Origin of the sequence: Flavobacterium aquariorum, assembly GCF_003254745.1 — a bacterium.
GTDB lineage: Bacteria > Bacteroidota > Bacteroidia > Flavobacteriales > Flavobacteriaceae > Flavobacterium > Flavobacterium aquariorum.
On the sequence record NZ_QKXH01000003.1, the window covers coordinates 461905 to 475552 of the forward strand.

Sequence of the window (13648 nt, forward strand, 5' to 3'; positions counted from 1 at the left end):
TTAGGCATAAGACATAAGCCAAAAGCTAATGAATTATTACATAAAATATTCTTGTTTTTTATTTTACTTTATTTACTGGCAAAAGCTTTAACATCACTTTCGGAAATTTCGTTTCCACCAAGGATTATCAAACGTTCTACCACGTTTCTCAATTCACGAATATTACCCGTCCAATCGTATTCTTGCAATAAACGAATGGCTTCTACTGAAAAATGCTTTACCGCATTACCTTGTTCGACTGCAATTTTATTTGTAAAATGCTCAATCAAAGAAGGAATATCTTCCCTCCTATCATTTAAGGAAGGAACTTTTATGAGAATTACAGCCAAACGATGGTATAAATCTTCTCTAAAACGGCCTTCTGCAATTTCAGTTTTTAAATCTTTATTGGTGGCAGCTATAACACGCACATCAATTTTTATATCACTGTCCGCTCCTACTCTTGTTATGATTCCTTCTTGTAAAGCTCTCAAAACTTTGGCTTGGGCTGACAAACTCATATCACCTATTTCATCCAGAAAAATAGTTCCTTTATTGGCTGCTTCAAATTTTCCTGCGCGATCTTTTACCGCCGAAGTAAAAGCGCCTTTTGTATGGCCAAACAATTCACTTTCTATCAATTCACTTGGTATGGCAGCACAATTTACTTCTACCATTGGAGCGCTTGAGCGATCGCTTTTGTCATGCAATTGATGGGCAACCAATTCTTTTCCGGTTCCATTTGGTCCGGTAATCATAACTCTTGCATCGGTTTTAGCTACTTTATCAATCATGACTTTCACCAGATTGATTGGTTCGCTATCTCCAACTATTTCATATTTTTTACTGACTTTCTTCTTCAGAATTTTATTCTCAACAACCAGTTTTTTCTTGTCCAATGCATTACGAACCGTATTTAGCAATCGATTTAAATCTGGTGGTTTTGAAATATAGTCAAAGGCTCCTAGACGCATCGTATTGATTGCCGTTTCCATATCACCATGCCCTGATATCATTACGATGGGAATTTCGGTATCTATTTTTTTTACGGCTTCGAGCAATTCAACGCCATCCATTTTTGGCATTTTTATGTCACATAAAACCAAATCATAGTCGTTTTCTTTTATTTTTTCAAGTCCCACAATACCATCTTCAGCTACATCCACTTCATAAGACTCATTTTCTTCGCAAAGTATTTTGGCTAACACTCTTCTAATGGCTTCTTCGTCTTCGATAATTAGAATTTTCGACATAAATAACTTTTTTATTTTGGCTTTATCACTTAACTATTCAAATAGCCTTTAATATTTTAACCATTTATACAATTCTTTCCAGCTCGGCTTTTTTCCGTACATCAAAATACCAACACGGTAAATTTTGGCAGCAAACCAAACTACACCAAAGAACGTGGCGAACAACAAAGATACGGAAATTGCAATTTGCCACCACGGTACTCCAAAAGGAATACGCATTAACATTACTATAGGTGATGTTAAGGGTACCATTGAAAAAACTACAGCAATAGTTCCATGCGGATCATTAATAACCGTAAAAAAACCAATATAAACACTAAGCATCAATGGCATTATGATAGGCAAAAGAAATTGTTGCGAATCAGTTTGATTGTCTACAGCCGCTCCAATTGCGGCATAAAAAGAGCTATAAAGAAAATATCCGCCAATAAAATAAACCACAAAACTGATCAAAATACTTGCAATAGGCAGATTCCATAATTCTTTAATATACATTTGGGCAGCCCCCGCAAATTCTTGTTGGGCAACATTCATCATTTCAGGAGAAACTCTGGATGTAGGTCCAATATTAACCCCAAAAAATGCAGAGGCAGCAAACATTAACGACAAACCGATAACAGTCCAAATTAAAAACTGCAGTAAACCTGCCAATGAAGTTCCGATAATTTTCCCCATCATAAGTTGGAAAGGTTTCACCGATGAAATGATAATCTCGACAATGCGATTTGTTTTTTCTTCTATTACACTTCGCATCACCATATTTCCATAAATGATGATGAACATCATGATAAGGTAACCAAAAGCACCACCTATTGCAATTTTTATTTCGTTAAGTCCCTTAATACTTTCTTCACCAGATGCTTTTGACAGATTCAAAACTACCTCGGCTTTGGCAGTTTTTATTGCCAAAGTGTCCAAATGCGCCATTTCGAGATTATTTTTAGTCAACTTATCGGCAATAATTCCTTGGGCTTTTTCGATAAAAATAATACTAGGACTATTGTTTGAAATTAATTGAATTTTATTTTCCAAATCTTTGTTACTGGTCGTCTTTGGAATATAAAGTAAGGCTTCAAAATCTTCTTTAGTGATACTGTCTTTAAGAGCCTGAATATCAATTGCCGACAAGTCCAAGTATTTGTATTCGCTGTCTTTATTATTTTGAGCTACGAACTCGTTGACAAACAAACCCGATTCATCATGAATTGCAATACGTTTTGTTTCGGCTTTCATAGAACTTAAATACGCAACAAATCCAGCAATTCCAACAAATAGCAAAGGACTTAAAAACGTCATGACTACAAACGACTTATTGCGAACTTTGGCAATAAATTCTCTTTTTATGATTAATGAAATAATGCTCATTTATATAGATTATTCGATTTTTAGATTATTTGACTATTCGATTATTGGATTTTTGATTTTTAATCGAAAAGTCTAAAAATCAAAAATCCAATTAATCTATCCTGTTACTGTTTGAATAAAGATATCATTTACACTCGGAATTTTTTCAACAAAATGCATTACCTGACCGCGTTGTGACAAGACGTTTAGCAATTCGTTTGGTGTGGCATTCCCGAGTTGAATCTCCAGTTTTATTTCATCGTTTAACGATTTGAAATTGGCTTGTCCCACTTTAAATTTTTGAGTAATGTCAAACATCAAACCTTCTACATTGTCCGACAGGATACCAACTTCAAAACTATTGGTCTTGAATTTTCTTTTTACGTCAATCAGTTTACCTTCTATCAGTTTATTCGATTTGTGGATGAGTGCAATATGATCACACAATTCTTCCACACTTTCCATTCTATGGGTAGAAAAAATAATCGTGGCACCTTCATCTCTCAATGCCAAAATTTCGTCTTTGATAACATTGGCATTTACTGGGTCGAATCCAGAGAAAGGCTCGTCAAAAATCAACAATTTTGGTTTATGTAAAATACAAACCACAAACTGGATTTTCTGTGCCATCCCCTTAGATAATTCTTGGATTTTTTTATTCCACCAACCTTGAATCCCCAAGCGATCAAACCAATATTCCAATTGTTTTTTGGCTTCGGCTTTCGACAATCCTTTCATTTGTGCCAAATACAAACATTGCTCACCTACTTTCATGGTGCTATACAATCCTCTTTCTTCAGGAAGATATCCAATATATTGTATGTGTTTGGGCTGAAGCTTTTCACCATCAAGGATGATTTCGCCACTGTCCGGCATCGTAATTTGGTTGATAATTCGAATTAGTGAAGTTTTTCCAGCTCCATTTGGACCTAAAAGCCCATATATACTTCCTTTGGGAACGGTCAATGAAACTTCGTTAAGCGCTACATATTCACCATATTGCTTTACGACTTTATTTACTTCAAGTATATTACTCATGCTACTTTTTTAATTGGCGTAAAAGTAAATAATTTCGAGCCTAAATTCTCTTAATTATCCACTAATACCGTTTAAAATTAGAATTTACCGTAATAAAATGTTCTTTTTTCCTTTCTTCTTCAAAATAAAAAGATACCGTAGCGATGCTATGCTTTATTTTTCTATATCGAATAAAGAAAAAAAATCTAAATTTTCTTTATGGCAAATTCTAACTTTAAATGGTATAAAAAACCCATCCTTAACGAATAAAGGATGGGTTTGTATTTTATTATTTATAAAAGTTAAGAAAACATATCTTTTACTTTCTCGAAAAATGATTTTTCAGATTTTTCAGGGTTTGGAGTGAAATTATCATCCGTTAACGCTTTTTCAAAAAACTGTTTTTGCTCTTTGTTCAAAGTTTTTGGAGTCCAAACATTTACATGTACCAGTAAATCTCCACTTCCGTAACCATTGATACTTGGAATACCTTTTCCTTTTAATCGTAGAATTTTTCCTGATTGAATTCCTTCTTCCAGTTTGATTCGCACTTTTCCGTTCACGGCATCAATATCTTTTGAAATTCCAAGTACAGCTTCTGCGAAACTGATGTATAAATCGTAGTGCAAGTTTTCACCTTCACGTTTCAAGAATTCATGCTCGATTTCTTCAATAACTACAATTAAATCACCTGGAACACTATTTCCTGGGGCATCATTTCCTTTACCGGAAACTTTCAATTGCATTCCATCTACTACACCTGCTGGAATTTTGATAGAAACCGTTTCGTCTTCTACAACCATTCCTTGAGAATCTGCATTACTTGGTTTCTTGTCCAAAATTTGACCAGAACCACCACAAGTAGGACAAGTTGAAGCCGATTGCATTCTACCCAAAATCGTATTGGTTACTCGCATTACCTGACCTTGGCCATTACAAGTCGAACAGGTTTTATAAGTAACCCCGTGAGCTTGAACTTTACGCTTTACTTTTACTTTTTTCTCAACACCATTGGCAATTTCCTCAAGAGTCAACTTTACTTTAATACGCAAATTGCTACCTTTTACGCGACGGGGGCCACCACCTCCGCTTCCGCCAAATCCACCGAAACCTCCACCGAAAATATCTCCAAATTGACTAAAGATATCATCCATATTCATACCGCCATGACCTCCGCCAAATCCTCCGGAACCATCAAATGCCTGATGTCCATATTGATCATATTTTGCTTTTTTGGCAGGATCGCTCAAAACTTCATAGGCTTCAGCCGCTAATTTGAATTTTTCTTCTGCCTCTTTGTCGCCCGGATTCTTGTCAGGATGGTATTTCAATGCACTTTTTCTGTATGCCTTTTTTATTTCAGCAGCATCTGCACCTTTTGAAATGCCTAATATTTCGTAAAAATCTTTTTTCATAATAATTTAAAGTAAATTGTAAATATTAATCCCGAAACTTTCGGGATCAAATTCTAACTGTTCAACACATTAGAATTTATGATTTACAATTATATTTTTTAGTTACCAATTACCACTTTTGGAAAACGAATAATTTTATCTCCTAGTTTATATCCTTTTTCAAGAACATCCACAATTTTCCCTTTCATTTTATCTGATGCCGCAGGAATTTGAGTAATTGCTTCAGCAAAATCAGCATCAAATACATCACCCGCTTTAACATCAACTTGCTCTAATCCTTTGGAAACCAAAGTTCCTTTCAATTTTTCATGAATCAATTCTACACCTTTGGCTAACAATTCATCTTCCGATTTGTTGATTTCAACCATTGCTCTGTCAAAATCGTCTAGTACTGGTAACATTGCAAGCAAAACTTCTTGATTGGCTGTTTTAAACAACTCGACTCTTTCTTTTGTAGTACGTCTTTTGTAATTTTCAAATTCAGCAAATAATCTCAAAAACTTATCTTTTTCTTTAGCTAAGTCTTGTGCTAATTGCTCTTCAACACTTAATTCTTCAATAATAAGTTGCTCACCATTTGCATTATTCTCTAATGTCACATCATCTATTTCTTGATCGAATTCTGTATTTTCTGTAGTCATATTACTTTTATTTTTAAAAAAATTCTTAAACATAGTTTTACTCATTAGATTCGATTGCAAAAGTACTGCCAAAACTTATAAAATGTCAAATTGTCATCTTTTTTTAAGAATAAAAATTTCCCAAAGTAAATATCCTCTTTTCTTAGACAAAACTTTAATATAATTTTAAGACTACTACGTTATAGTTTTATTTAATTTTGGACAAGATTTTTATTCGTTCCCCCAAGGATACAACTCTCAAATATTGAAAGTAAGGTTGTTTTCTATATAATTATTAATTCACTATTGCCTTATATGAAAAAAAGCTTCGTTTCTAGTTAACGAAGCTTTTTTTTATTTTTTAAGACAACCTTATTTTAATCGAATACTCCATTCAAAATCCATTTCGGAAACCTGTACGCCTTCCTCATTCGTTCCGATAGATTTCATCCAAAACGTTTGACCTTCACCTGTAGCAATTGTCTTTTGAATCGCCTCCTCTATTAGGTGACCATCTTTACACTCAAAAGTAATTCGGCCGGTAGCTTTTTTCGAAAAATTAGATTTATTATTAGCGACAAGCATTGATATTTTCTTTCCGCTTTGTTGGATTTTATCAATCACCATCGCACCTGTTGTCAACTCGGCTGCCATTGCTTGTACAGCAAAATACATAGAATTAAATGGATTTTGGTTTATCCATCGGTGCTTTACCGTTACCACACATTTATCTTTATCTATAGATTTCACCCTAACCCCACAAATAAATGCAGAAGGCAATTTGAAAAATATGAATCGATTTAATTTAGACACTGTTAATTCCATGACTTACATTTTTTGCTAAAATACAAAAAATACTATGCGTACATATAAAAAATAACAATTAGTTTATTTTACTTCTTTCCATCTTGTACAAAATAATTCTACTTTCAATTAAACGATAACTTTCTCAAATCTTTGGGCGTGCCACCACTAGAAAAAGGGGCCAAACAAATAGGAACACATATACCGCCCCTTTCGCTAGTGCTGTCAGGCTATCCGCGCTACTTTGGTAGCCAGCTTCTATCCTTCACGCTCACTACACTTCAACATCATATAGTAAAACAAAGCAATAATTTGTTCAAAAATGATATATTTTTCTTTCAAAATTTCTATTTTTTGTTAATATTATGTTAATATACACTACTATGCGATACAAGATACTCTCTTTTGAACATATATTTGTATAAGAAATTACTAGGTAAGTCACTTTATCAATTTCTGTCATCAATCATCAATCAAAAAACGTAATCAAAAAATCAAAAAAATGGAAACTTCAACCGAAAGAAACATTGCAGCATTTACACACTTGAGCACTTTTAGTCAATATATAGTTCCGTTTGGAAATTATATATTTCCAATTATCCTTTGGACATCCAAAAAAGAGCAATCGGAATTTGTAAACCATAATGGTAAACAAGCTTTGAACTTTCAATTGAGTGTTTTAATTTACTCTTTGATATTGGCCATGATTGCCATTCCAATATTTCTATATACCGTTCTGAAAAACATCTCATTCAATGAATTGATAAACAACGACGATATTATTTTAAAAAATTTTGACTACGGCAACAGCATAGGGATTTTGACAGTAGGTGTTATAGCACTTTTTATCTTTGCCTGTATGAAAATTGGCGAATTCTTTTTAGTCATTTATGCTTCAATAAAAGCTTCTAATGGAGAAGAATACAGTTACCCTTTGACAATATCTTTCCTTAAATAATAAAACATCATGCTCAAATCAGCATTGAATTAAATTATACAAACATAATATCACAAAATAAATTAATCATTCAATCATCAATCAAAAATGAACAGTTTCATCAACAAATCTAATCAACTCAAATTAAAAAATTATGAACATTGAAAACACAAAAGCCCAGATGCGTAAAGGTGTTCTTGAGTTTTGTATCTTATCAGTATTAAAAGAGAAAGACGCTTATACCTCAGAAATATTAGACACTTTGAAAAACGCTAAATTATTGGTCGTGGAGGGAACCATTTATCCGCTCTTAACTCGATTAAAAAACGACGGATTACTCAACTATCGTTGGGAAGAGTCCACATCGGGACCACCTAGAAAATATTATGGTTTGACTGAAATTGGACAAACCTTTTTAAGAGAACTAGATGGCACATGGACGGAATTGTCTGATGCCGTAAACCTAATAACCAACCAAAAATAATAGTCATGAACAAAACTGTAAATATAAATCTAGGCGGAATGTTCTTCCATATCGATGAAGATGCATACCAAAAATTAACCCGTTATTTTGACGCTATAAAACGATCGCTGTCAAAATCATCTGGACAAGAAGAAATTATCAAAGATATCGAAATGAGAGTTTCGGAATTATTGACAGAGAAACAAAAAACAGAGAAACATGTAGTTACGATTAGAGAAGTAGACGAAGTTATTTCCGTTATGGGACAACCTGAGGATTACATTATCGAAGAAGATGGTCCAACTTCAAATGACAACAGAGACTTTTCAGCTCCCAGACATACTAAAAAACTATACCGTGACAAAGAAAACGGAATGATAGGTGGTGTTGCCACAGGTTTGGGACATTATTTTGGAATTGATGCCGTTTGGTTAAAAATCATGTTCTTAATATTTGTTTTTGCTGGATTTGGAACTGGAATTTTGGCTTACATTATCCTTTGGATTGTAACTCCAGAAGCTGTAACAACATCAGAAAAACTGGAAATGACCGGAGAACCTGTTACAATTTCAAATATTGAAAAAAAGGTTCGTGAAGAATTTGAAAATGTTTCAGGAAAAATCAAAAATGCTGATTACGATAAATACGGTAATCAGATAAAAACAGGAGCCGAAAAAATTGGCAGCGGATTAGGCGACTTTATCATGACCGTTTTTAAAGTTTTTGCCAAATTCCTAGGAGTAATTCTAATAATGGGAGGTTTAACAGTATTAGTTTTACTATTCATTGGAGTATTTACATTGGGAACTAGTGTGTCTATGGATTTTCCTTGGCAAAGTTTTGTTGAAGCAGGCAATTTTACCGACTATCCTATCTGGTCTTTTGGTTTATTAATGTTTCTGGCTGTTGGTATTCCTTTCTTTTTCATGACATTATTAGGTTTTAAATTGTTAGCACCTAATATGAACTCTATCGGGAATATTGCAAAATACACTTTATTGGCTCTTTGGTTAATTGCTGTTTCGATTGCAATTTCAATCGGAATAAAACAAGCCACAGCATTTGCCGTAAACGGTAGATCGGTTCAAAAAGAAACCATCAATCTAAAACCAACGGATACGCTTTTAATCAAATTCAAACACAATGATTATTTTGCAAAGGATGTGAATGATAGAAATAATTTTATGATTACAAAAGATTCATTGAATAATGATATTATTTACTCCAATCAAGTGAGTATCAGAATCGAAAAATCGGATGAAAAATATGCGTACCTTCAAATCGAAAAAGAAGCTAAAGGAAAATCATTATCTGAAGCTAAGAAAAGAGCTGATGCCATTAGATACAGCTATAAAATTGTGGGTAATCAATTAATATTTGACAACTATTTAATCACCGATTTGAAAAACAAGTTTCGCGATCAGGAAATCGAAATCACTGTATTTTTGCCTAAAGGAACATTATTAAAACCAGACGCTTCAATGTCAAATTATGATCGTACAGATGGTGATTCCTTTTTATGGCACGCTGATTCAACGAATGAAATTTTCAGAGTAGAGGACAACAAAATAAAATGTATCAATTGTCCTGAAGATGACAATGATGATAGCGATGATAATGACAATGAAACTAATGTAACCATCACTAAAAACGGTGTTACTATTGAAAGTGATTCTGTTGTTAAAACAAAAAAAGAATTTAAAGAATTGAAAATCAACAAAGACGGTATAATCATTAAAACTGAATAAGTAAAGATGAAAACCATTCAATCTTTTGCAATACTTATTTTTGGACTATCTACGTTGGCTGTTAATGCTCAAAACAAACTGACAATTGAATGTAAACCTGAGCATCCGCTGAAAGAGAAAATCAATGAACAACAATACAGTTTGAATTTTGATTTTGTCATAGAAAACCAATCAACGGATAGTCTTAAATTAACCAGATTAGAAGTATCTGCTTTTGACAGGCAAAATAAACTTATCCAACAAAAATTTTTGGATAATAACGGTACAGCTCCTAGTATAAACACTATTCCAAACATTGAATGGAATAGTGTTTCAAAAAGAATGCTTTTTAATCCGTTTCCGGATCAAAATAGTATGGCTGCTAAACTGGAATACACATTTGTTTTCAATGATAGCATTGAGATTAAAAAAGTAGTTATCCCTACAGATTATGATCAAAAAACGGATTTTATTCTGCCTCTAAAAAACAAAATACTTGTGTATGACGGGCATGATTTTTATTCACATCACAGGCGTTTTGACTACGAATTTACTCCTATCAAACAATTAGGTTTCACTGGCAATTTCATGAGATACGCCTATGATTTTGTAGTAGTTGATTCTGAAGGAAAAAAGCACCTTTCAAAGGGTGAAAACAACACAGACTGGTATGGTTTTGGAACTGATGTTTTGGCTGTTGCCGATGGAGAAATTGTAGCTATTGAAACGAATAAAAAAGACGATAAAACTTTTGATATTCCTTCTTTAAAAGATAATCCATTAACTTTATACGGGAATTATATTGTTATAAAACACAATGAACATTTGTACAGTATATATGGACATCTGAAAAATCAAAGTGCAATCGGAATGAAAGTGGGTGATAAAGTAAAAAAGGGCGTAAAAATTGCTTCTATTGGAACTTCTGGTAGTTCATTCTTTCCACATCTGCATTTTGAAGTTCGCAATTCTATCAACCATCAGGCAGAAGGCCTTCCATCCTATTTTAAAAATTATTATTTAATTCTTGGTTCAAACAAAAAAGAGGTAACAACACACACCATTTCAACCGGTGATATTATTCAATCTAAATAAAACCAATAGCCATGATAAAAGTCATCACATTAATCACCCAATTTATTATTGTTGCATTAACAGCTTTGCTTTTTGGCTCATGCAATCAACTTGGAGAAATAAATGCTATTACAGGAAGCGGTCATGTAACTACAGAAAAAAGAACAGTTACTGGCGATTTTAAAAACGTAGAAGTAAGCAATGCTTTAGACCTTGTTATTGAACAATCAAACAAAACAGAAATCATTGTAGAAGCCGATGATAATTTACAAAAAGAAATCACTACTAAAGTAGAAAATGGAGTATTGGTTATTTCTTGTAAATCGGGTAACTTCATCAATGTTTCCTCCAAAAAAATTACAGTAAAAATGCCTATTATTGAAGGGATTGAAGCCTCATCTGCATCAACTGTTAATTCTAATACCACACTAAAAGGGAGCAACCTTACCTTGGAGTCATCTAGTGCTGCCCATGTTAATGTCACTGTTGAATATGAAACTGTACAATTAAGAGGCAGCAGTGCCAGTAATCAAACCGTCAAAGGAAAAGCATTACATATTGATGTATCGGCTTCTAGCGCTAGTGTAATCAATACTGCTGACCTGCTAGCAAATAAAGTGGCAGCCAATTCATCCAGTGGTGGATCGGTAACTGTTCATCCTATTGTAAACCTAAAAGCGAAAGCTTCCAGCGGTGGGAATATTACCTATAATGGAACACCGAAATCAATTCAAAAAGAGGAAAATTCTGGAGGAAGCATTCATCAAGAATAAGTGATTCAAACTTAAAAATTTTAAAAATCATCCATCAAAAATGGGTGATTTTTTTATATTTGTGCCCAACCAAATTGTATAAAATGAAATATTCATACCTAGTTGTATTTTTCTTACTTGCAACAACAATGACCATTGGTCAAAATAAAGAAAAAATAAAAGGCTCTAAAATAGTAGTCGAAAAACCAAAAGAAATTGGTGATTTTACTGCTTTGGAAATCGAAGACAACCTAACTATTTTCTTGGAAAAAGGCGCTAAAAATGAAATAAAAATTGATGCTGATGACAATCTTCACGACAATATTTCCTTTGACATCAAAGAAAAAACACTTCGCATTTACACTTCTAAAGAAATCAGCAGTTTCAAAAAATTGGTCGTAAAAATTACTTATACCAATGATTTAAAATCGGTTGTTGCCAAAAACGCTACTATTGTTAATGCACTTGAAGCCGTAATATTAGATGATATTACCTTTAGCTCATTAGATTTTGCAAAATTATACTTGAATGTCAATTCAAAAAATTTCACACTAATATCTGATGATAAATCTAAAATAGAATTGAATTTAAAAGCTGAAAAAGCTAAAATTCAGTTAAGTAAAAACGCCCAAATCAAAGCACTTACCACAACTACTGATATTGCATTTGATTTGTACCAAAAAGCAACAGCAATAATAGAAGGAGATGCTACTAATGCAGTTATTCGACAAGATAATAATACTGTATTTACTGGTTTTAATTTCACTATAAAAAATGCTGATGTAACTACCGAAGGCAGTGCAATATGCAATCTAATGGCCGATACTTCACTGATAGTTGACGCAAATCATACATCTAAAATCTACTTGCTCGGCACTCCAAAAATAGAGGTGAGAAAATTTCTGGGCGAAGCTCAATTGATAAAAAAAGCGAAGTAATCCAAAAGTTGGATTTTAGTCACAGTTTTCAGTCCATAAAAAAAGTCCCAACTTAAAAAGTTGGGACTTTTCATTTTATAAAGAAAAGATTTAATCTTTAGAAGCCAAGTATCTTTCAGCATCAAGAGCAGCCATACAACCAGTACCTGCAGCTGTTATTGCTTGACGGTACACATGGTCTGCAGCATCTCCCGCTACAAATACCCCATTTACATTAGTTTTTGAAGTTCCCGGTGTATTTATGATATAACCCGTCTCATCTAATGTTAAATAGTCTTTGAATATTTCGGTATTCGGTTGGTGTCCAATCGCTACGAAGAAACCTGTAGCTGGAATATCAAACACCTCTCCAGTAGTTTTGTTTCTAGCTTTCACGGCAGTTACCACTTGTTCGTCTCCCAATACATCTACTGTATCGTGATTCATCAAGATGGTAATATTTTCCGTTTTGCGAACACGTTCTTCCATAATTTTGGAAGCTCTGAACTTTTCGCTACGAACTAACATTGTTACTTTAGAACATAATTTAGACAAATAGTGAGCCTCCTCACAAGCTGAATCCCCTGCTCCTACAATAACAACTTCTTGATTTCTATAAAAGAATCCATCACAAACGGCACAAGCTGAAACTCCGCCACCCATTTTCAAATAATGTTGCTCCGATGCAATATTCAAATATTTAGCAGAAGCTCCTGTAGAAATGATCACAGTTTCGCAATGCAATTCTATTTTATCATTGATCCAAACTTTGTGGATATCTCCAGAGAAATCTACTTTGGTAGCCCAACCATCACGGATATCGGCACCAAAACGTTGCGCTTGACTTTGCAACTGGACCATCATTTCGGGACCGGTAACTCCATCTACATAACCAGGGAAATTTTCTACTTCATTAGTCGTGGTCAATTGTCCACCGGGTTGCATTCCTTGATATAATACAGGACTCATGTTGGCTCTTGCTGCATATATGGCAGCAGTATAACCCGCTGGCCCAGAACCTATAATAAGGCATTTAATTTTTTCTATTGTATCCGACATATTTTTGATTTTTGAATTGCAAATGTAATCTTTATTATAAAAAATACACACTCAAATAAATCCAAAAAACTGATGCCGAAATAAATTTTAATTATTTCTCTAAAATGTTTTGAAAAGCAGAATTAAACCTTATATTTGCACTCGATTTACGGGGTGTAGCGTAGCTCGGTTATCGCGCCTGCTTTGGGAGCAGGAGGCCGCAGGTTCGAATCCTGCCACCCCGACAAAAAAGCCGAACAGCAATGTTCGGCTTTTTTTGTGTAAAAAAATTAAATCCCTTTTTTTTA

13 protein-coding genes and 1 tRNA gene are annotated in these 13648 nt (G+C 33.7%); 7 read left to right on the plus strand and 7 right to left on the minus strand.

Annotated features, from left to right (window positions below; genetic code table 11):
- Positions 1 to 68: 68 nt before the first annotated feature.
- The 6 genes from DOS84_RS07340 to DOS84_RS07365 form a co-directional block, all read right to left on the minus strand.
- Entirely contained in the window at positions 69 to 1232 is a 1164-nt protein-coding gene (locus tag DOS84_RS07340; protein ID WP_111409461.1) for a sigma-54-dependent transcriptional regulator, read from the minus strand.
- Between the two features lie 48 nt (positions 1233 to 1280).
- Positions 1281 to 2597: an ABC transporter permease gene (locus DOS84_RS07345; protein ID WP_111409462.1), complete on the minus strand. Its 1317-nt coding sequence runs from the start codon at positions 2595 to 2597 to the stop codon at positions 1281 to 1283.
- A 96-nt stretch (positions 2598 to 2693) separates the two neighbouring features.
- Positions 2694 to 3614 carry an ABC transporter ATP-binding protein gene (locus tag DOS84_RS07350; protein WP_111409463.1) on the minus strand — a complete coding sequence of 307 codons (921 nt, stop codon included), beginning with the start codon at positions 3612 to 3614 and terminating at the stop codon, positions 2694 to 2696.
- 281 nt (positions 3615 to 3895) lie between these two features.
- Positions 3896 to 5008: a molecular chaperone DnaJ gene (dnaJ, locus tag DOS84_RS07355; RefSeq protein ID WP_111409464.1), complete on the minus strand. Its 1113-nt coding sequence runs from the start codon at positions 5006 to 5008 to the stop codon at positions 3896 to 3898.
- A 98-nt stretch (positions 5009 to 5106) separates the two neighbouring features.
- Positions 5107 to 5682 carry a nucleotide exchange factor GrpE gene (locus DOS84_RS07360; protein ID WP_111409465.1) on the minus strand — a complete coding sequence of 192 codons (576 nt, stop codon included), beginning with the start codon at positions 5680 to 5682 and terminating at the stop codon, positions 5107 to 5109.
- A gap of 318 nt (positions 5683 to 6000) precedes the next feature.
- The gene (locus DOS84_RS07365; RefSeq protein WP_111409466.1) at positions 6001 to 6453 is read right to left on the minus strand and encodes a DUF4442 domain-containing protein; all 453 of its coding nucleotides are present in this window, start codon (positions 6451 to 6453) and stop codon (positions 6001 to 6003) included.
- Between the two features lie 481 nt (positions 6454 to 6934).
- On the opposite strand from DOS84_RS07365, the gene DOS84_RS07370 reads away from it, so the two are divergent.
- From DOS84_RS07370 to DOS84_RS07395, 6 genes are all read left to right on the plus strand, one after another.
- The gene (locus DOS84_RS07370) at positions 6935 to 7390 is read left to right on the plus strand and encodes a DUF4870 domain-containing protein (RefSeq protein ID WP_111409467.1); all 456 of its coding nucleotides are present in this window, start codon (positions 6935 to 6937) and stop codon (positions 7388 to 7390) included.
- A gap of 133 nt (positions 7391 to 7523) precedes the next feature.
- Positions 7524 to 7853 (plus strand): PadR family transcriptional regulator, encoded by a 330-nt coding sequence (locus DOS84_RS07375; protein ID WP_111409468.1) that lies wholly within the window; start codon positions 7524 to 7526, stop codon positions 7851 to 7853.
- Positions 7854 to 7858: 5 nt separating this feature from the next.
- Complete coding sequence (locus DOS84_RS07380; RefSeq protein ID WP_111409469.1) at positions 7859 to 9580, plus strand: PspC domain-containing protein; 1722 nt, start codon at positions 7859 to 7861, stop codon at positions 9578 to 9580.
- A gap of 6 nt (positions 9581 to 9586) precedes the next feature.
- Positions 9587 to 10654 (plus strand): M23 family metallopeptidase, encoded by a 1068-nt coding sequence (locus DOS84_RS07385; protein ID WP_111409470.1) that lies wholly within the window; start codon positions 9587 to 9589, stop codon positions 10652 to 10654.
- A gap of 11 nt (positions 10655 to 10665) precedes the next feature.
- Positions 10666 to 11406, plus strand: a complete 741-nt coding sequence (locus DOS84_RS07390) for a head GIN domain-containing protein (RefSeq protein ID WP_111409471.1) — start codon at positions 10666 to 10668, stop codon at positions 11404 to 11406.
- 83 nt (positions 11407 to 11489) lie between these two features.
- Entirely contained in the window at positions 11490 to 12323 is an 834-nt protein-coding gene (locus DOS84_RS07395; RefSeq protein WP_111409472.1) for a GIN domain-containing protein, read from the plus strand.
- A 90-nt stretch (positions 12324 to 12413) separates the two neighbouring features.
- Here DOS84_RS07395 and trxB read toward each other — a convergent pair whose 3' ends face one another.
- The gene (gene trxB / locus DOS84_RS07400) at positions 12414 to 13361 is read right to left on the minus strand and encodes a thioredoxin-disulfide reductase (protein ID WP_111409473.1); all 948 of its coding nucleotides are present in this window, start codon (positions 13359 to 13361) and stop codon (positions 12414 to 12416) included.
- 149 nt (positions 13362 to 13510) lie between these two features.
- Between trxB and DOS84_RS07405 the strand changes: the two genes are divergently transcribed.
- A tRNA-Pro gene (locus tag DOS84_RS07405) sits at positions 13511 to 13585 on the plus strand.
- Positions 13586 to 13648: the final 63 nt, after the last annotated feature.